This is a genomic window from Alteromonas abrolhosensis (genome assembly GCF_001953635.1).
GTDB classification, from domain to species: domain Bacteria; phylum Pseudomonadota; class Gammaproteobacteria; order Enterobacterales; family Alteromonadaceae; genus Alteromonas; species Alteromonas abrolhosensis.
The window spans coordinates 447,962-466,976 of sequence record NZ_MEJH01000003.1 but is presented as its reverse complement, the minus strand read 5'-3'; the positions used below and the strand labels follow the sequence as shown (position 1 = coordinate 466,976).

General features: G+C 45.4%; 17 protein-coding genes. 13 read left to right on the top strand and 4 right to left on the bottom strand.

Going from position 1 to position 19,015, the window contains the following annotated elements; all coding sequences use genetic code 11:
• Nucleotides 1–166 precede the first annotated feature (166 nt).
• The 3 genes from olsF to BGK61_RS04155 all read right to left on the bottom strand — a co-directional run bounded on the left by olsF (nt 167) and on the right by BGK61_RS04155 (nt 3,927).
• A complete protein-coding gene (gene olsF, locus BGK61_RS04165; protein ID WP_076011570.1) occupies nt 167–1,885 on the bottom strand; it encodes a bifunctional ornithine lipid synthase OlsF in 1,719 nt (572 codons plus the stop codon).
• 235 nt (nt 1,886–2,120) lie between these two features.
• On the bottom strand, nt 2,121–2,918 hold the full coding sequence (locus BGK61_RS04160; protein ID WP_076011571.1) for a UDP-2,3-diacylglucosamine diphosphatase: 798 nt from the start codon (nt 2,916–2,918) through the stop codon (nt 2,121–2,123).
• A 103-nt stretch (nt 2,919–3,021) separates the two neighbouring features.
• Nucleotides 3,022–3,927, bottom strand: a complete 906-nt coding sequence (locus BGK61_RS04155) for a LysR family transcriptional regulator (protein ID WP_076011572.1) — start codon at nt 3,925–3,927, stop codon at nt 3,022–3,024.
• A gap of 119 nt (nt 3,928–4,046) precedes the next feature.
• Here BGK61_RS04155 and BGK61_RS04150 point away from each other — a divergent pair, with 119 nt between their 5' ends.
• From BGK61_RS04150 to BGK61_RS04135, 4 genes are all read left to right on the top strand, one after another.
• Nucleotides 4,047–4,946, top strand: a complete 900-nt coding sequence (locus BGK61_RS04150) for a bile acid:sodium symporter family protein (RefSeq protein WP_076011573.1) — start codon at nt 4,047–4,049, stop codon at nt 4,944–4,946.
• Between the two features lie 127 nt (nt 4,947–5,073).
• Entirely contained in the window at nt 5,074–5,904 is an 831-nt protein-coding gene (locus BGK61_RS04145; protein ID WP_076011574.1) for an SDR family oxidoreductase, read from the top strand.
• Nucleotides 5,905–6,114: 210 nt separating this feature from the next.
• A complete protein-coding gene (locus BGK61_RS04140; RefSeq protein WP_076011575.1) occupies nt 6,115–7,245 on the top strand; it encodes a phosphotransferase family protein in 1,131 nt (376 codons plus the stop codon).
• On the top strand, nt 7,245–7,997 hold the full coding sequence (locus BGK61_RS04135; protein ID WP_076011576.1) for an SDR family oxidoreductase: 753 nt from the start codon (nt 7,245–7,247) through the stop codon (nt 7,995–7,997). Before BGK61_RS04140 ends, BGK61_RS04135 begins: the two co-directional genes overlap by 1 nt.
• Nucleotides 7,998–8,179: 182 nt before the next feature.
• On the opposite strand, the gene rpsT is transcribed toward BGK61_RS04135, so the two are convergent.
• Complete coding sequence (gene rpsT / locus BGK61_RS04130) at nt 8,180–8,443, bottom strand: 30S ribosomal protein S20 (protein ID WP_014950134.1); 264 nt, start codon at nt 8,441–8,443, stop codon at nt 8,180–8,182.
• Between the two features lie 450 nt (nt 8,444–8,893).
• Here rpsT and murJ point away from each other — a divergent pair, with 450 nt between their 5' ends.
• The 9 genes from murJ (at nt 8,894) to BGK61_RS04085 (ending at nt 19,013) form a co-directional block, all read left to right on the top strand.
• On the top strand, nt 8,894–10,453 hold the full coding sequence (gene murJ, locus BGK61_RS04125; RefSeq protein WP_076011577.1) for a murein biosynthesis integral membrane protein MurJ: 1,560 nt from the start codon (nt 8,894–8,896) through the stop codon (nt 10,451–10,453).
• 116 nt (nt 10,454–10,569) lie between these two features.
• Nucleotides 10,570–11,490, top strand: coding sequence for a bifunctional riboflavin kinase/FAD synthetase (gene ribF, locus BGK61_RS04120; protein ID WP_076011578.1), 921 nt, complete (start codon nt 10,570–10,572; stop codon nt 11,488–11,490).
• Between the two features lie 270 nt (nt 11,491–11,760).
• On the top strand, nt 11,761–14,580 hold the full coding sequence (gene ileS / locus BGK61_RS04115; protein WP_076011579.1) for an isoleucine--tRNA ligase: 2,820 nt from the start codon (nt 11,761–11,763) through the stop codon (nt 14,578–14,580).
• Nucleotides 14,573–15,121: a signal peptidase II gene (gene lspA / locus BGK61_RS04110; protein WP_076011580.1), complete on the top strand. Its 549-nt coding sequence runs from the start codon at nt 14,573–14,575 to the stop codon at nt 15,119–15,121. The genes ileS and lspA overlap by 8 nt, the downstream gene beginning before the upstream one ends.
• A gap of 14 nt (nt 15,122–15,135) precedes the next feature.
• A complete protein-coding gene (gene fkpB / locus BGK61_RS04105) occupies nt 15,136–15,603 on the top strand; it encodes an FKBP-type peptidyl-prolyl cis-trans isomerase (protein WP_076011581.1) in 468 nt (155 codons plus the stop codon).
• A gap of 2 nt (nt 15,604–15,605) precedes the next feature.
• Nucleotides 15,606–16,550: a 4-hydroxy-3-methylbut-2-enyl diphosphate reductase gene (gene ispH / locus BGK61_RS04100; protein ID WP_076011582.1), complete on the top strand. Its 945-nt coding sequence runs from the start codon at nt 15,606–15,608 to the stop codon at nt 16,548–16,550.
• 395 nt (nt 16,551–16,945) lie between these two features.
• On the top strand, nt 16,946–17,596 hold the full coding sequence (locus BGK61_RS04095; RefSeq protein ID WP_083648671.1) for a PilV family protein: 651 nt from the start codon (nt 16,946–16,948) through the stop codon (nt 17,594–17,596).
• On the top strand, nt 17,593–18,453 hold the full coding sequence (locus BGK61_RS04090) for a PilW family protein (protein ID WP_014999015.1): 861 nt from the start codon (nt 17,593–17,595) through the stop codon (nt 18,451–18,453). The genes BGK61_RS04095 and BGK61_RS04090 overlap by 4 nt, the downstream gene beginning before the upstream one ends.
• Nucleotides 18,450–19,013, top strand: coding sequence for a pilus assembly PilX family protein (locus tag BGK61_RS04085; protein ID WP_014999014.1), 564 nt, complete (start codon nt 18,450–18,452; stop codon nt 19,011–19,013). Before BGK61_RS04090 ends, BGK61_RS04085 begins: the two co-directional genes overlap by 4 nt.
• Nucleotides 19,014–19,015 lie beyond the last annotated feature (2 nt).

Here is a 19,015-nt window from a genome sequence, read left to right as displayed (position 1 = left end):
ACTAGCAACCCCCTCCCTTTTTGATGAATCACGGGTCAATCTGCTATTGATATCACGGTGAATAAAACGATGGCTCCTGTTACCCATGCTCATCACAAGGCTCCCAGTTGAATTTGAAGCTAAAACTAAAACGAAAACCAAAACTTAACTGGGCCTTATGGATAATTTACGCAGACGCCTTAAGCTGAATATCTGTTAAATAGCGTTTGCGTTTTTTCTCAGTAAGCGTTTGCATATCAACCACGACTAGTCCGTCGATACAATCATTGAAATCGGGATCTACGTTAAAACCTAAAAACGCCACACCGCCGTTTTTAGTTACTTCAGAATACTGTTTATACAGTGTTGGCACGTTTACGCCCATGTTAGCCAGTAAATGCTTCAACTGCGTAAACTCCGCCTTGTAGTCGTTACCCGTGAATTGATGCAAGGTATCTTGCGCCATTTGATAAGGGCGCTTACAGGTCACCTCGCCAAATTTGGCAGGAAAATACGTGGAATAGAATTGTACTAACAGGTCTTTAGCGGGTTCGGGGTAAGCATTACTTAGCGAAACCGCCCCAAAAAGATAGCGATACTTAGGGTAGCGGCTTAAAAATGCGCCTATGCCAAACCACAAATAATCTAAGCTACGCTTTCCCCAGTAGCGAGGCTGGACAAAGCTTCGCCCCAACTCTAAGCCTTCCTTGAAAAGTTTATCGTTGTTCTTGCCGTAGTTAAACAGGGTGGCGGAGTAGAGCCCGGTAGGATGCTCTGGCGCTGTCAAAAGCTCAGCGTCGCCAAAGCGGTAGGCTCCTGCAATTTCCAAATCGTTGTCATCCCAAAGTACAAGGTGATAATAGTGGGAGTCGTACTGATCGATGTCTCTACGCTTATTGGTACCTTCGCCCACAGCGCGAAACGCAACTTCTCGCAGCCGGCCAATCTCTCGCATTATCGGAGAGCAACTTTTGTGTTGGTATAGATAAATTGATTTTCCGTCGCCAGTTTCACCTAAATGTTCGCAGTCTCGCATAGCGCGGGCCAGTTCTTTTCTGTCTTCTGGCATGGCAATAGAAGCCTGTGTTTCAAATACGCCTTTCTTGTTACTGCCAATGCGATACAGATGGCGCTTAAATAACTTTACCTGCTCTTTTAGCGGTATATTGGTTTGCTGGTACGCTTCAAATGGAATAAGTTCGCCAATGCGCATAGGTAAATGCTTCTTACGCTGTTTGAACATCTCTTTCACGAGCAGCGCAGTGGCTAAAGGCTTATATACCATGGACACGCCGTAAAAGAGTGGGCTATTTTTCGCGTCTATATAAACCGGCAATATCGGCGCTTTTGCTTGCTTTGCAATGCGTAAAAAACCTGTGTGCCATCTGGTGTCGCGAACACCTTGCGGGCGCAATCGAGAAACTTCACCGGCAGGAAAAATCAGTATGGCGCCGTCGCTGTTAAGGTGTTTTTGGATTGCCGATAAATGCTGTTTTGGTGTGCCTCCCTGCATATTGTTTACAGGGAGCAGCATATCGTGAAGCGGTTTAATGGCCATAAGCATTTCATTGGCAACCACCTTTAAGTCGTGACGTACTTCACTAACCAATTTTATAAGCGCAAGAGCATCGAGTGAGCCAATCGGATGGTTCGCGATAATCACCACTCTGCCTTCACTTGGAATACGTTCTTTTTCTACATCGCGCGTGGAGTAGCTGATATTGAAATATTCCAGCACTTGCTCTACGAAATCGATATCTTCGTAATGCGGATAGGCTTCACCAAATTCGGTAATTTCACGTTCATGGAGTAGGTGCCTTAAAGCGAAAGACAGCGACTTAAATAGAATGGGGTTGTTCGCTACTTGAGGATAATGCTTGTTCAGTACGTCATTTACAGTAAACATAGAACCTGTTTCTCTTCCGGTTTTGGCGAACAATAGCAGGGCAATGTGACGTTTTTCACACAGTTTCATGGCAGTTATTTGACAGTGTTAAAATGTTGTAATTAGAGCCTGTTGACCTATGATGAGGGGCACAGGACAACAGGCTCTAACCTTGATGGATAGGTTTGGAATTAACTTGTTGCTTGTTGAGTAGCAAAAGTCTGGGGCCGGTAACGCCCCACTTGTCTAATGCAAACTAAGCTGCTTCTGAGCGAGAGGTTTTGGTTGTAATTGGTGTTACTGTGGCTGACTCCAATGAATCAAGGTAATGAATAAGAGATAAGTTACCGTTCACATCTTCTAACAGTGCACTACAGTTTTCTATCCAGTCCCCATCATTAATATAGTGAATGCCGTTTTCAATGCTGCTTTCAGGGTGATGAATATGGCCACACACAACACCGTCGAGCCCCACTTCATCGGCGCGCCTACAGCATGCCTCTCTATAACGAGTAATCGCTTCATTCGCGCCCTTAATGTGCTTTTTAATATAGCCTGCAAGTGACCAGTATTCTCGCTTGCGCCACGCACGTAGGCGATTAAACTCTCTGTTAAGAAAGAGCAATAGGTCGTAACCTTTATCGCCAATCCACGCATGGAATTTGCCCATAGTCACATCACCATCGAACTGGTCGCCATGTAAGACTAAATAACGCTTCCCTTGTGCTGTGGTGTGAACCAACTCTCGCTCTATTTCTATATCACCGAAGGCCATACCCGAATAAGACTGAATTGGCTCATCGTGGTTTCCGGGCAGGTACACCACACGGGTGCCTTCCTGACTCATTTGCATGAATTTATGCATGACTTGATTGTGCGCCTTTGGCCAGCGAAATTGTTTGGACATTTGCCACATATCAACAATATCACCCACCAAATAGAGGGTGTCTACGGTTATGCTATTAAGAAAGGAAAGTAAGTATTCAGCTTTGCAGTCGCGATTCCCTAAATGGATATCTGAAAGCCAAAGCGTACGATAGTGTGTCTTTTTCATAGCGGTTTCCCAAAGCGATGCCTTGGATCGTCACTATAGGTTTGCAAATTGACACTACCGTGACGCTTGCTTGACCATTGTGTTACAGCAACACAAATACGCGCTATAACCCCAACTTATTCGCCACTTCTAAAAGTTTATCCCGCATCCATACATTCACTAAGTCTTCATCGGCGTGTTTGTGCCAGTACATGTGCACGGGGAGTGGGGGGACGTCAAATGGAAGGGGCAGAATTTCGATATCGAATTTATTACTGAATTGTTGGGCGAATCGCGTTGGCATGGTCAGTAAAAGATCGCATTGGCTAACCACGTTAACGGCGGCAAAGTAGTGTTCACACTGCAATGCGATGTTGCGATGTAAATTGTGCTGGGCAAGGGCTAGATCAACCGTATCCAATTTAGAGTCTTTTAAAGATACAAGCGCATGCTGTGCAAGTGAGTAGCTCTTGATACTCGGGTTTTCTACGTAGCTATTGCTAGGCGCGCATACCACGACAAACGTTTCTTCGCAGATAAACTGTGAACGAATGTCACGGCTGGTGGGAACTAACGCGTCAATTACGATATCAAGCTCTTTAGCGGCTAATGCGGGAGCAAGCTCTGGCCAGGTAACTTGTCTGCTATTCACCGTGATATTGGGAGTATGTCTTATAAGCTCAGGAATAAGCACAGGAAAAAATATAGATTCTAAAATATCTCTCAAGCCAAGGTTCACCTGACGGGGGTTATCACTAATATCAAAGCCCACTTTGCCTTTTAACGTGCTTTCAAGGGTCTCTATTGATTTCACAACCGATGTAATAATGCCTTGGCAAAATGGGGTAGGCACGACTTGTCGTCCATGACGAATAAACAGCGGATCATCAAACTTCTCTCGCAGGCGACCTAAGGCGTGACTCACCGCAGGCTGAGTGATATGCAGTGCGTTGGCGGCTTTCGTAATGCTGCCCTGAACGTAGACCGCGCGCAGCACAACAAACAAATTTAGATCTAATTTTCCATGCATATTATTTATGGGTTTCCATAATAAGGCATCATTTTTATTTATTATTAAACAGAGTACACTGGCTTAAATGTTAATAAAAGGTTTCTTTAATAGAGGCTTCTTTTGTAAGGGGCGTGTGCATGCAGGCATCTGTACTTACCGAGGTGTTGTTACCTCTAGCGTTGGCATTTGTTATGTTTGGTATGGGGCTAACGCTGACCCTTTCTGACTTTGCCCGATTACTTAAAGCGCCTAAAGCAGTATTAACAGGTTTTATAGGTCAAATCATTTTGCTGCCTATGATGGCGCTAGGACTGTGCTTTGTTTTTGAACTACCCGATTATATTGCAGTTGGCGTTATGGTTTTAGCGGCATGCCCAGGCGGCACGACCAGTAATTTAATCAGCCACGTCGCAAAAGCAAATTTGGCCCTTTCAGTAAGCTTAACCGCTATCTCTACCATCGCTTGCGTTTTCTCAACGCCATTTATCATTCAATTTGCTCTTGACTACTTTGTAAAAGAAAACACGCCAGACTTTTCTATTATTCAAACAGTGATCGGGCTGGTTGGTATATCAATTGTACCGGTCACTATAGGCATGACCATTCGTCGCTTTAATAGCAGGTTTGCTACTAAAACTGAAAGCTTCTTTCGGCAGTTTTCCATGTACTTTATGTTGCTCATGATTGTGGGCGTGCTGGTTTCAGAGAGAAATAATTTAGCCGCGTCCTTTGAACGCGCGTTTTTGGTTTGCTTAACGTTAAATTTATCATCGGTTTTGTTAGGGCTCGGGCTTGCTAAGCTTTCAAACCTAGCATTTAAAGACTCGTTAACGCTAGCCATTGAAATAGGCGTGCAAAACGCGGCGCTTGCAATGCTGATATGTATTACCTTTTTAGATGCGCATGATTTCGCGATTGCACCTGGTGTATATGGCGTAGCAATGTACATCGGGCCCGCACTATTGGCCCTGTGGGCAAAACGAAAAATGCGTAACGAACAGCCATCAGTGTCACTGCAAAAGACGGAATCAGTTTGATTGGATTGATAAAGCGGTCAATTCGAGAGAATTATGGACTACTGATAAGCGCTTAACACAATAAAGCGCAACTAAACATAAACGCCGATACAAGAATAATGAAACAAGAACAGTTAGGAAACACATCATGCGCATATTGATTACCGGTGGCGCTACCGGTTTAGGTCAGGCCATTGCCCTTAAGTGGGCGGAAAAGTGGGCGGGCAAAGACGAGGGGTTAGACATTTGCATTGCCGACATTAACCAAGAAAGAGGCGATGAAGCGGTAAATATGCTAACTGCCCAAGGTGCCAATGCGTTTTACATCCATTGCGATATAACCTCTGAAAATGAAGTTCAAACGTTAGCGCATACTATGAAAACTCGTTGGGGAGGCGTTGACTTCGTATTTAATAATGCGGGTGTCGCTTCTGGTGGTAGTCTTCTAGATGAAAGCATTGAGCAGTGGCAGTGGGTGTTTGATATTAACGTGTTAGGTATGGTGCGAGTCAGTCGTGCACTCTTACCTTTAATGCGAGAGCAAGGTGGTGGTTATTTCATAAATATTGCATCGCAAGCAGGACTAACGCCTATTCCTTATATGGGAAGTTATAACGCGGTTAAAGCCGCAGTGGTATCGTTTTCTGAAACCATGAAATTGGAATTAGCCCCTGACAATATTGACGTTAGTGTAGTTTGTCCAAGCTTCTTTAAAACGAATTTAGATGAGTCGATGCGCAGCACCAACCCTGCGTCGCACAAAATGCTCAATAAATTCTTCGCTAAGGCAGACATGACGAAAGAAGAAGTGGCCGAGTCTATTTATCAACAAGTCAATAAAAAGCAATTTCTTATTCTTACCCATAAACTGGGCAAACGCGCTTTCCTGTTAAAGAAGCTGCTGCCAACCCAGCGTTATATCAAAAATATGCTTAATCAAACGAAGATGATGAAGCGTGCAATGGAAAAGCAGAGTTAGTCAAAACGGAAACGTGCTCACCTATTTTTGTTGGCAAACTGCTCGAAGCTGATAGTTGAGCTGCACTTGTGCAGTCACAAACCGAGAATAGAAGTATCGTTGAGCCAAAAGTTTTGAGTGGGTATTTTAAGTAGGCAGGTTGAGTAAGTCCCTCGAAACAGATTTAAAAGAAACAAAATTGAAAGAAACAGAATTAAAAGAAGAAAATATATGCAACAACACGTGGTAGATAAAGCCGACAGCGTGCGTGTGGGCGAAGAACTAGACGTCAGCGCAGTACACAATTGGCTTCAGGAAAATATTAGTGGTTCTAGTCCATCAGTGGCAGCCGCTCTACGAAGTGCCGATATTTTGCCTAAAGTCACTCAGTATTCTGGTGGCGCTTCTAATTGGACGTACTGCTTGGACTATCAAAGCAGTGAACAAGACCATAGCGAGCAAACATCCCTAATTTTGCGTCGAGCACCGGCAGGTACTAAAGCCAAAGGGGCCCACGATATGGGGCGGGAGTATCGGTTACAGCATGCGCTAAAGCCTGTTTATCGCTATGTGCCAGAGATGCTCGGGCTTTGTGAGGACGAGAGCGTTATAGGCACAGAGTTTTACGTAATGGAGAAGTTTACCGGCGTGATACCACGTAAGAACTTACCCAAAGGCTTAAACACGTCCGAGCAGCAAACCAAACAGCTCTGCACTAATGTACTTGATAGCATAATCGAGCTTCATAAAGTGGATTATAAGAAAGCGGGGCTTGAGCACTTAGGTAAAGGTGCTGGCTACATAGAACGCCAAATAAGCGGGTGGAGCGAACGCTATAGTAAAGCAAAAACCTGGAATGTCCCCTCGGGTAAAAAAATAATGCGCTGGTTAGAAAACCACATGCCCGCTAATGAACGCATTTGTATTACGCACAATGACTTCCGGTTCGACAACGTGGTGTTAAAGCCAGATAACTATACACAAATTATCGGTGTGTTGGACTGGGAACTGGCCACCTTGGGCGACCCGCTTATGGACTTAGGCAACTCCTTGGCGTATTGGGTACAAGCGGATGATGACTTTTTAGCACAATCTACACGTCGTCAGCCAACTCACTTACCGGGAATGCTTACTCGTAAACAAGTTGTGGCGTATTACTGCAAAGAAATGGAGATTGATGTAGAAGATTTTACTTTTTACGAGGTGTACGGACTTTTTCGTTTAGCCGGTATTGCCCAGCAAATCTACTATCGCTATCACCACAAGCAAACTAATAATCCAGCATTCAAAAATTTTTGGATCTTCATTCATTACTTAATGTGGCGTTGTAATAAGGCCATTAAAGCATCAGGAAAACGATAATGACAACAAGACGCAATATTCTGATAACGGGCGCGAGTTCAGGCCTAGGTAAGGGCATGGCAATTGAGTTTGCTAAACAGGGATGTAACCTAGCCCTCTGCGCAAGGCGCTTTGAGAACTTAGAAAAACTGAAAGAAGAGCTGCATGCCATTAACCCAAACATTGACGTGTATATTCGCTCGCTGGATGTCAATGATCACGATGCGGTGTTTGAAGTGTTTGACGCATTCAAAGATGACATGGGAACCCTTGATAGAGTTATTGTGAACGCAGGAATGGGCAAGGGCGCGTCGATTGGTACGGGGTATTTTCACGCTAACAAGCAAACGGCGGTGACTAACTTTGTGTCGGCGCTAGCACAATGTGAAGCGGCAATGGCTATCTTTAGGGCGCAAAATAGTGGTCATCTGGTAACGATTTCATCTATAAGCGCGGTGCGCGGTTTTAGACGCGCCATGACCGTATACGCAGCAACAAAAGCGGGCCTTACATCTATGACTGAAGGCATTCGAATGGATGTAATGAATACGCCAATTAAAGTCACCTGTATTCACCCCGGTTTTATTCGTAGCGAAATAAACGAAAAAGTAGAGAAGGTGCCGTTTATTGTTGATACAGATGTGGGCTGTCGCGCGATGGTCAATGCAATCAATAAAGAAAAAGCGAATGCGTTTGTACCAAGCTGGCCGTGGGCCATCCTTCACTGGATCATGCGTATTGCACCGGCAAGCTCAATAAGAAAAATGAGCTGATAAGCGGATAGCTGGGGGAGAAACACACCGCAAAGACTTTTTATCTAGTGACAGAGCTCGCCTAGTGGTGGGCTTTATGCCTTTAAGTCTAAATTTGGAATCAGTAACCCATTCTAATTAGTGTCGATTACAGATACAAAAAAAGCGCCGAAGGGCGCTTTTTTAACTACTAATCGTAAAGATTAACCTAGTGCTTTGATTTGTGCAGCTAGACGGCTCTTATGACGAGCAGCTTTGTTCTTGTGAATCAAGCCTTTAGTAGCCATTCTGTCAAGTACTGGAGTAGCAGCAGTAAGTGCAGCTTGTGCCGCTTCTTTGTCACCGCTTGCAATTGCAGCGATAACTTTCTTGATGCTTGTACGAGTCATTGAACGACGGCTAGCGTTGTGCTGACGACGCTTTTCGGCTTGGATTGCACGCTTCTTAGCAGACTTAATGTTAGCCAAGGTGTAACTCCCAAAATAAATTCATGTCAAAAACGAGGGTGCGGATTGTGCCTACCAAACGCCCAAATGTCAAACGATTTAAAACTTAAATCGTTCCGCGTTAAAACGCGCAAGCTATTGAACACAAAGTATGCTCAACACGTTGCACATTCTTTGCGACATTTCTCTGCGACATTTTTTGAAAGAGATTCGTAGTGATATTCTTTCAAGACATTTTAGCGATAGACATGCATAAACGACAGCACCCCATACCGGGCGCGGATTATAACAAGAAAGTTGTTAAAGATGCACAACTATTTTGAAGAAATCGTTTCGCCCGCGATAGCCTTTAGTTATTATGGCTCGCTTGCAACCTAGCGTTGCCGCTTTGCGCTTAGCAGACGCCTTTGACTATCTTTCAAATGGCTGATGCTATTCAGCCTATTCTTTACCTCTTATTGGAAGTGTGACGTGTCACGGAAGTTAATAAAATCTGGTCTTATCGTCAGTATTATGACCTTGGTCTCGCGAGTATTAGGCTTGGTACGTGATGTTGTTGTTGCCAAGCTTATGGGCGATGGGGCAGCCGCTGACGTATTTTTCTTTGCTAACAAAATTCCTAATTTTCTTCGCCGTCTATTCGCCGAAGGTGCATTTGCGCAAGCGTTTATTCCGGTATTAACCGAAGTTCACGAGAACGACGATAAAAAGCAACTCAGAGAGTTCGTTGCAAAAGTCAGCGGTACGTTAGGCGCTATTGTTTTTGTAGTTTCTATCATAGGGGTAATAGCATCTCCTGTTTTGGCGGCGTTATTTGGTACAGGCTGGTTTGTGGCGTGGCTCGAAGGAGACGAGGCCGGAGATAAGTTTGTGCTCGCGTCGACCATGTTGAAAATTACCTTTCCTTATTTAGCGTTTATCTCTCTGACTGGGTTGGCAGGGGCGATACTCAATACGCTCAATAAGTTTGCGGTTGCTGCCTTCACCCCCGTTTTACTTAACGTGTGCATTATTGCATGCGCTATATACTTAGCTCCTACGCTTAATCAACCCGCTTACGCGCTAGCGTGGGGCGTGTTTATCGGTGGTATTGTGCAGTTCTTGTTTCAACTGCCGTTCTTGTTCAGGGCAGGGCTTTTAGTAAAACCAAAGTGGGGCTGGCACGACGAAAATGTGGTGAAAGTGCGCACCTTGATGATCCCCGCATTATTCGGAGTATCAGTAGGTCAGATTAACTTGTTGTTTGACACGTTTATCGCCAGCTTTTTAGTTACCGGCTCAATAAGCTGGTTGTACTATTCTGACAGACTGCTTGAATTTCCCTTAGGGCTGTTCGGTATCGCTATCGCTACGGTCATTTTACCGACGCTTTCCCGGAATCACGTCAGTAACAATCCCAAAGCGTTTGCTGCCAACATTGATTGGGCGTTTCGCATGGTCTGTTTATTGGGTATTCCCGCAGCTGTGGGGCTTGGCGTGATGGCAAGGCCTATTCTGACCGTTATTTTTCAGCGCGGCGCGTTTACCGCTGAAACAGCCATCATGGCGTCTTACTCACTTACTGCATACTCATTTGGCTTAATCAGCTTTATGCTGGTAAAAATTCTCGCGCCGGGGTTTTACTCCCGTCAAGACACTAAGACACCAGTGAAATTTGGTATTTGGTGTATGGTCGCTAACATGGTGTTTAACCTTATATTAGCGATTCCGTTTGGTTATGTAGGGCTTGCTGTTGCTACCAGTATGTCAGCTACGCTTAATGCCGCTTTGCTCTATATAACGCTGCATCGCCAAGGCGTGTTTGCGTTAAGCCGCACATCGGTTTTGTTTATTGCCCGTGTGGTTATTGCAAGTGCTGCCATGGGCGGGCTTATTTATTATCGCGATCAAGGCTTAGCTTTCTTTGATTTGTCTCTTTCCGTCCAAATGTTAGAAGTAGGAATAACCATATCGCTGTCGGTCATACTGTTCATGACCACCATGGTTGTGCTGGGCATGCGACCCAGGCATTTCAAAAGCGGCGGCGAGTAATTTTCAGTATAACTAAAGGCGGCATGTGAGAATGGCGTGTGCGCTTGGTATTGTGCTCGCGGTCGGCTATAATCGCGAGCTTTGATTTTCTAGCAGTTAAAAGGTAGTGGCTAACAGTGGAATTTATCCGCGGGCTAAACAATGTAAAACCGCACCATAAAGGGTGTGTGCTCACTATTGGCAAGTTCGACGGCGTACACCGTGGTCATCAAGCTGTGTTAGCTAATGTGCTTGAAAAAGCGAAATCGCTATCACTTCCTGCCACCGTCATGGTTTTTGAACCACAGCCTGAAGAAGTCTTTATGCCGGATAAGGCGCCAGCGCGTATTAGCCCTCTTCGCGAAAAATATGAATTGCTGAGCCAGCAAGGTGTCGACAGATTGCTTGCTGTGCGATTTAACGCTGAGTTTGCGAAGCAAAGTGCAGACACGTTCGTCCACGATTTACTGGTGGATAAGCTGGGAGTTAAATTTCTTGTCGTAGGCGACGATTTCCGTTTTGGCAATGGCCGTAAAGGGGATTTCGAAATGCTTGAGGCGGCAGGCCGCCAATATGGTTTCGAAGTAGTAAGCACCCACAGTTTTACCATGCATGCCCACCGTATTAGCTCAACGGCTGTGCGAGAGGCGTTAGCAAACAGCGATTTTGGTCTGTCTACCGAAATGCTAGGGCGTCCATTCGCTATTCACGGTAGGGTGGTTCACGGCGAGAAAAAAGGCCGCACCATTGGTTTCCCCACCGCGAATGTCATGTTAAAACGACAAAAGACGCCGATTCACGGTGTGTTCGCGGTTCGTGTTGACGTCGATGGTCAGCACTTTAATGGTGTTGCGAACATTGGTACCCGTCCTACTGTGAACGGGGTAAGAAACCAGCTAGAAGTCCATATTTTCGATCTATCATCTGACCTTTACGGTAAGCCTATTACGGTGTTTCCGATGGCAAAAATAAGAGATGAAATTAAATTTGACTCTTTTGATGCGTTGAAAGATCAAATTCAAGCAGATGCGACAAAAGCGCGTCTGTTATTAGCATAGTTAAACGTGATAAAGTCACGACAAGTTTCTGCGCGTATTTGTTTCACTGAGTTCGACGTTTAAAAATGTGAATTCTTGATTGTGAAACGTGTAAGCAAGTCACTGTGCTAAAACACTTTCAGTCACCCTCGCTGTGGTGAGGATGGCATACTGTTTTATGTTGAATCTTTTATATTCAACAGTTGAAATTGAACATCGCAAAATGAATATCGCCTTCACAATGTTTTAGTGCATTGGGTGAAAATTAAGGTAACCGGATAATACAATTTTATGAGTGATTACAAAGCCACACTGAACCTTCCAGAAACTGCGTTCCCGATGCGCGGTAACCTTGCTCAGCGCGAGCCGAAAATGCTTAAAGACTGGCAGGAAAAAGGGGTATACAGCAAAATTCGTGAAGCGAAAAAAGGCAAAAAGCCATTTATTCTGCACGATGGCCCTCCTTATGCGAATGGCGATATTCACATTGGTCACGCGGTTAACAAAATTCTTAAAGACATTATTGTAAAGTCGAAAAACCTTTCTGACTTTGACTCTCCATACGTTCCTGGTTGGGATTGTCACGGTCTGCCGATTGAATTGATGGTGGAAAAGAAAGTAGGTAAGCCTGGTAAGAAAGTTACGGCGGCTGAATTTCGTCAAAAGTGTCGCGAGTACGCACAAAAGCAAATTGACGGCCAAATGGCTGACTTTAAACGTTTAGGTGTATTTGGTGAATGGGATAACCCATACAAAACCATGGACTTCAAATCTGAAGCCGACATCATTCGTGCATTAAGTAAAATTGTAGACTCTGGCCACTTAGAAAAGGGCTTTAAACCTGTTCACTGGTGTACAGATTGTGGTTCGGCGCTTGCTGAAGCAGAAGTTGAATACAAAGACAAAGTATCGCCTGCTATCGACGTTAAGTTCCCAGTAGCTGATGTGGCTGCTATTGCAGAAGCGTTTGGCGTGTCTGAAGGTGATTTAACCACACACAAAGCAGGTGTAGTTATTTGGACTACCACACCGTGGACACTGCCGGCCAACCGTGCAATCAGCTTACACCCAGAGCTTACCTATGCGATTGTCGAAGTTCAGCCTTCAAATGAATGGCTAGTGGTAGCGCAGGACTTGCTTGAAAGTTGCATGAACCGCTACGGCGTTGAGGATTTCCGTGAAGTGGCAACCTGTACTGGTGCCGCCCTTGATAAGCTGAAGGTTAATCACCCATTCTTAGACCTGGAAGTACCGTTAATTCTAGGCGACCACGTTACGACTGAATCTGGTACAGGTTGTGTACACACAGCGCCAGCCCACGGTGTAGACGATTTCAATGTTGGTAAGCAATACGACATCGAAGTGTACAACCCGGTTGGTAACAACGGGGTGTACCTTGAAAATACACCGCTGTTTGCTGGTCAGTTTGTATTTAAAGCTAATGATGAAATTATCGAAGTCGTAAAAGAAAAGGGTAACCTTGTCTTAAACGTAAAATACGAGCACAGCTACCCGCATTGCTGGCGCCATAAAACGCCAATCATTTTCCGCGCTACGCCTCAATGGTTTGTAAGCATGGATAAGAAAGGTCTTCGCGCTCAATCACTTGAACAAATCAAGCAAACCAAGTGGATCCCAGATTGGGGCCAAAACCGCATTGAGAAAATGGTTGAAGGTCGTCCAGACTGGTGTATCTCACGTCAACGTACGTGGGGCGTACCCATTCCTTTGTATGTGCATAAACTTACCGGTGAAATCCACCCAGAGTCTGCAGCATTAATGGAAAAAGTAGCACTGGAAGTTGAAGCTAAAGGCATTCAAGCGTGGTGGGATCTTGACGATGCTGCTCTACTTGGTAGCGAGTTGGACAACTATGAAAAAGTGACCGATACCCTAGATGTTTGGTTTGACTCAGGTGTAACTCACTACTTCGTCGTAGACCGTCGTGAAGACATTCCCGCATCTGCCGATTTATACCTTGAAGGTTCTGATCAGCATCGCGGTTGGTTTATGTCTTCGCTTATGTCATCAACTGCAATGCACGGTCATGCGCCTTATAAAGAAGTGCTAACCCACGGCTTTACGGTAGATGCCCACGGCAGAAAAATGTCGAAGTCGGTAGGTAACGTTGTGGCGCCTCAGGAAGTCACTAACAAATTAGGCGCAGATATCCTTCGCCTATGGGTGGCATCTACTGATTATCGCGGTGAAATTGCGGTATCAGATGAGATCTTGAAGCGCGCTGCAGATGGCTACCGACGAGTTCGTAACACCGCACGATTCTTGCTTGCTAACCTTAACGGCTTCAACGTTGAAGATGCGGTAGCAGAAGACGATATGGTCGCACTTGACCGCTGGATTGTTGCGCGCGCCAAGGCACTTCAAGAAGAACTTATCGAAGCATACAACAACTACGACCTGTTGGTAGTGTCGCAGAAGCTTACGCATTTCTGCTCAATTGAATTAGGTTCGTTCTATTTAGACGTGATTAAAGACCGTCAGTACACGGCGAAAGCAGATGGCCTTGCCCGTCGCTCATGCCAAACGGCGATGTACCACATCATCGAAGCTTTGGTTCGCTGGATGGCGCCTATTACCAGCTTTACTGCACAAGAAATCTGGGAAACCTTACCTGGCGAGCGCAGTGAGTTTGTATTTACTGAAACCTGGTACGAAGGTTTTAACAACTTCACGCAAAGCGATTCGTTCAACGATGCCCTTTGGCACCAAGTGTTAAGCGTAAAAGACGCGGCCAACCAAGCAATGGAGCAGGCGCGTAAAGATGGCGAGCTAGGTGGCTCACTAGAAGCGAGCATTTCGCTTTATGCTACCGAGTCGTTGTACAACGTACTTGCAAAGCTTGAAGACGAGCTACGATTCGTACTCATTACATCAGGCGTTTCGCTAACTAAGGTTGACAGTGCACCGTCTGAAGCGAAAGCCACAGACGTTGAAGGTCTATGGTTGAGCGTTAATAAAGCAAGTGGTGAAAAGTGCGTACGCTGCTGGCATCACCGTGAAGATGTAGGCTCACATGAAGGTCACGAAGAGCTTTGTGGTCGCTGTGTGACAAACATTGACGGTGATGGAGAAGAACGCCACTATGCTTAAGCTTTTTCACGAAACTGGCTTGCGTTTCTTATGGATAAGCGCGATTGCGTTTATCCTCGACCAATGGAGTAAGTATACGGTTATCGATAGCATGTCACTGTATCAGTCGATACAGGTACTGCCGTTTTTTAACTTTACTTACGTGCACAATTACGGCGCCGCATTTAGCTTTTTAGAAAGCGCAGGTGGCTGGCAGCGCTGGTTCTTTACCGCTATCGCTGTTGTAGTAAGCGCCGTGATTTTGTGGTGGCTCAAGCAGTCGCCACGCTCACAAAAAATGCTGCCGATTGCATTTTCCTTTATTCTAGGCGGCGCATTGGGTAACGTTTACGACCGATTAGTCCACGGTTATGTCATCGACTTTTTAGATTTTTACGTAAACAATTACCACTGGCCTGCGTTTAACATTGCTGACAGCGCAATATTTATCGGCGCGGCTTTGCTGATTTTCGACATGTTTAAAAATGGCGATAAAAAAAGTGAAGGGAACGGTGCAGATGCGAACGCAAGTGCCGCAGGCAATAGCGAAACCATTAAGTAGTATTCGGAAAGGTTATGACAGATTCATTAGTAATTGCCGCTGATAGCGAAGTTATTCTTCATTTTGATTTAAAGCTAGAAGATGGCTCTGCCGCCGACAGCACTCGCGTAAACAATAAGCCTGCTAAAATGGTAATGGGTGACGGTAGCCTAACACCTAACTTTGAAGCGTGTTTACTTGGGCTTAAAAAAGGTGATAAAAAAGCGTTTACGTTAGCGGCGAATGACGCATTCGGTGAGCCTAATCCGAACAATATTCACTATATGGATAGAAGTCGTTTTGGCGCTGATTTAAAGATTGAAGAAGGCATGATTTTAGCGTTTGCTCAACCAGACGGTTCGGAAATTCCGGGTATTATTCGAAGCGCTGCTGGAGACTCTGTAACGGTAGACTTCAACCATCCGCTAGCCGGGCAAACAGTTATTTTTGACGTCGAGATTATTGATGTTAAACCTGGCGTGTCAGCACAAGGTGGAAACTAGTTATGCAAATTCATTTAGCTAACCCTCGTGGCTTTTGCGCGGGCGTTGACAGGGCTATCACCATCGTAGAGCGAGCACTTGAAATGTTCGAGCCGCCAATTTATGTGCGCCACGAAGTGGTACACAATAAATTTGTGGTAGATGGACTACGTGAGCGAGGTGCGCTATTTGTTGATGAGCTTCACGAAGTGCCAGACGATAGCATTGTGATTTTTTCTGCTCATGGCGTATCGCAAGCGGTAAGAAAGGAAGCGGAAAATCGCGGTCTTAAGGTATTCGATGCTACTTGCCCGTTAGTTACGAAAGTACATATGGAAGTAACCCGTGCTAGCAAAACAGGTACTGAATGTATTTTAATTGGTCACGCTGGTCACCCAGAAGTTGAGGGTACCATGGGCCAGTACAGCAGTGCAGAAGGCGGAATTTATCTGGTTGAATCTGAAGCAGATGTGGCGACACTTGAAGTTAAAGACCCAGCGAACCTTTATTATTGCAGTCAGACAACATTATCGGTAGACGATACAGCCGATGTTATCGACGCACTTCGCGCTAAGTTCCCCAAAATCAATGGCCCAAGAAAGGACGATATTTGCTATGCCACGCAGAACCGCCAAGACGCGGTGCGCGACCTAGCGCAAGACTGTCAGGTGCTTCTGGTCGTTGGTGCACAGAATAGCTCAAATTCGAATCGCCTTCGCGAATTGGCGGAAAAAATTGGCGCTAAAGCCTATTTGATTGCCGATGCTAATTGTATCCAAGAGGAATGGCTGGAAGGTGTAGAGCATATTGGCGTTACCGCAGGCGCGTCTGCTCCTGAAGTATTGGTGCAAGGTGTGGTAAATAGGCTCAAAGCATGGGGCGCGGTTTCAGCTTCTGAGCGTGCCGGGCGCGAAGAAAATGTAGAATTTGCCGTTCCCAAAGAGCTTAGGGTTAAGCAGGTCGGTTAGATTAATCGTATTATCAACACTTAAAAACACCGCACATCGTTGCGGTGTTTTTTTATGCTTTTGTCTAACGCAAATTCAATGACTTGCGAATAGATTATGATACCTTTATCAAGTTGCACTTAACGGTGGAAAAGCAATGTAGTGGGAGGGCGAGAGGCTGTTAAATGTACCAAAATAGTCTATTGTAACGCAGTGGTATACACCAATTGCTGTGTCGAGACTGCTACTTCATAGGTGAAACGATTAAATAAGTTGTGACATCGCCGTTTACCACACAAGGGCACAGAAAATTATACGTTTTAATAACTGTTGATACCCAGAGTTATACGCTTTTGTCTTACTATACTACAGTGGTGATAACACCAAATGTAATGTTAGGTATGTGGCGTAAAAAGATGATTGCTGAAAAGGTGATAACGAAGCGAGTGAGGGGAAGTCATATTCGCGCACAACACGGTGCAGGTCTTATTGAGATCTTAATTACCTTATTCATATTAGCAGTAGGTTTACTGGGCGTTGCTGCACTGCAGTTTACAGGCTCCTTTGCCAATAAAGACGCTATCAGCCGCACACAGGCTGAAATGGTTGCTGCTCAGGTTGCGGAACGCTTAAGAGCTGCCGCACGACCAGCTACGGTGGGAGACGGCATGGTAGTCAACAATGACTACTTCTCTAGCGATACCTACAATTTTTCCACGTTAAGTTGTTCGGGCTCCTCACACCCCTATCACTGCTATTGTTTGGCAAGACCAGCAGGGATCCCAAATTGCGAAGGTCAGGCCTGTAGTGAAGCTCAGATGGCTGAGTATGATGGGTGGGCGCTATCCTGTTCGGCGGTACAAACAAACCCACAAACTAGAGTATCGGTATCGTGTGACGACAACAACACAGCTGACATTTACAGTTGTAGTGCAGGGTCTCGCGTAGAGGTACTGCTAACATGGCCTGTCTCATCTTCGGGAAATCAGACCTACACCCTTAACGCTCGATGCAACAAATCTGAAGGCGACAGCAACGCGTGTGTATTCAAGGACATCACATTATGAGCTCTCGTCGCCGACACTCTCAGCAGGGATTTTCTCTTGTAGAGTTGATGATTACTTTGACCTTAGGGCTAGTCATATCGGGCGCCATTATCCAAGTGCTTGTCAGTAGTAGCGTGACGAACAAGCTCAATCAAGCCGTTGCCCAAGTTCAAGAATCAGGACGATTTATAATGGGGCGCTTGTCTGCAGAATTTTATGAGGTGGGTCGCTACGACCAAGTGACAGCTAACGTTGATGCGTCCGTTGATATTGTCGCTGAGGCTGCCTATGTACAAAACCATCCTATCGTTGTACCTGGCGACTTTACGACAAACACTGCGCTGGGAAGTATTCAAGCTACGAGCGGCGGTAGCGACAAGCTCGTGGTTAGCCTGTTAGGTGAAGAAGACTGTACTGGTAGTCAGCATGGTTATGCGCAGGGTAGCGAATTTCATGTGGTAAACCATTACTTTGTTAGCGGCAATACCCTGAAATGTACTGGGTATGACGGACGGGTGCTTAGAGGGTTAAAAACGCAGACCGTTTCTCCAGTAACAGTGACATTGCTTGATAACGTGGAAAGCTTTCAGGTTCAATTTGGTGTTTCTGGCGACATCACTAGTTCGCAAGGACAAGCTGTTACCTATGTAACAGCAGATGAATTAGAAGACTTAAGGGCACTTAATCAACAAGTTGTATCGTTGCGTTGGGCGTTAATGCTGAAAAGCTATCAGAATGAAGTAAGGCAAACGCAAGCACAGAAATATGCTTTGTTAAATGAGGCCGCTAAAACTATGGATACGGCACATTATTATCAGGTGTTTTCAAAAACGCTGGCACTTCGAAATATGAAAAATTTTGTTAGGAGTTCGCAATGAAACAGCAAGGCTTGGTGATGGTATTTGCACTGCTCGTGTTGCTCTCAATCACTGTTTTAGGCGTTAGTGCGGTTACTAGCAGCTTATCTCAATCTAAGATGGCGGTCTCTATGCAACAAAGTGGCCTGGCTTTCGACGCAGCAGAGTCAGCAATTGCTGGCGTATTCTTCGAATCGGAAGATGAGACTCTTCTCACCGATCCAAGCAAAACCGACCCACTTTCAGAAGCAAGGCAGGGTAACGTATTTGACCCCGCTACCGATTCCATGAGTTGTTTTGATGAAGGCGAATGGACCGACAGATATATGACAGAAGGCGGCCTTTCAACAGGCGACAGACACGTAGTCAATGGCACCTATCAAAGTGCGGCTTCTTCAAAAAGTTGGTCACGTACTGCGTTTATTAGAGAGCAGGCTTGCCGAGGCTCGAGTAACGTAATTGGGGGGAGTAACGTCAATTGCCATGTGTTTATCATCAGAGGTTGTGGAAAAGTCGCGGGTAAATCGTCTGTTGTGGCGAATAGCTTAGCTGCCTCAGTGTTTGGTCCAGCGTCTCAATAGGT

What these genes read in the sequence shown, in the direction of transcription:
- olsF (WP_076011570.1), bottom strand. Translation starts at nt 1,885, where the DNA reads ATGTTTACTGTAAATGACGTACTGAACAAGCATTATCCTCAAGTAGCG.
- BGK61_RS04160 (WP_076011571.1), bottom strand. Translation starts at nt 2,918, where the DNA reads ATGAAAAAGACACACTATCGTACGCTTTGGCTTTCAGATATCCATTTA.
- BGK61_RS04155 (WP_076011572.1), bottom strand. Translation starts at nt 3,927, where the DNA reads ATGCATGGAAAATTAGATCTAAATTTGTTTGTTGTGCTGCGCGCGGTC.
- BGK61_RS04150 (WP_076011573.1), top strand. Translation starts at nt 4,047, where the DNA reads ATGCAGGCATCTGTACTTACCGAGGTGTTGTTACCTCTAGCGTTGGCA.
- BGK61_RS04145 (WP_076011574.1), top strand. Translation starts at nt 5,074, where the DNA reads ATGCGCATATTGATTACCGGTGGCGCTACCGGTTTAGGTCAGGCCATT.
- BGK61_RS04140 (WP_076011575.1), top strand. Translation starts at nt 6,115, where the DNA reads ATGCAACAACACGTGGTAGATAAAGCCGACAGCGTGCGTGTGGGCGAA.
- BGK61_RS04135 (WP_076011576.1), top strand. Translation starts at nt 7,245, where the DNA reads ATGACAACAAGACGCAATATTCTGATAACGGGCGCGAGTTCAGGCCTA.
- ileS (WP_076011579.1), top strand. Translation starts at nt 11,761, where the DNA reads ATGAGTGATTACAAAGCCACACTGAACCTTCCAGAAACTGCGTTCCCG.
- lspA (WP_076011580.1), top strand. Translation starts at nt 14,573, where the DNA reads ATGCTTAAGCTTTTTCACGAAACTGGCTTGCGTTTCTTATGGATAAGC.
- fkpB (WP_076011581.1), top strand. Translation starts at nt 15,136, where the DNA reads ATGACAGATTCATTAGTAATTGCCGCTGATAGCGAAGTTATTCTTCAT.
- ispH (WP_076011582.1), top strand. Translation starts at nt 15,606, where the DNA reads ATGCAAATTCATTTAGCTAACCCTCGTGGCTTTTGCGCGGGCGTTGAC.
- BGK61_RS04095 (WP_083648671.1), top strand. Translation starts at nt 16,946, where the DNA reads ATGATTGCTGAAAAGGTGATAACGAAGCGAGTGAGGGGAAGTCATATT.
- BGK61_RS04090 (WP_014999015.1), top strand. Translation starts at nt 17,593, where the DNA reads ATGAGCTCTCGTCGCCGACACTCTCAGCAGGGATTTTCTCTTGTAGAG.
- BGK61_RS04085 (WP_014999014.1), top strand. Translation starts at nt 18,450, where the DNA reads ATGAAACAGCAAGGCTTGGTGATGGTATTTGCACTGCTCGTGTTGCTC.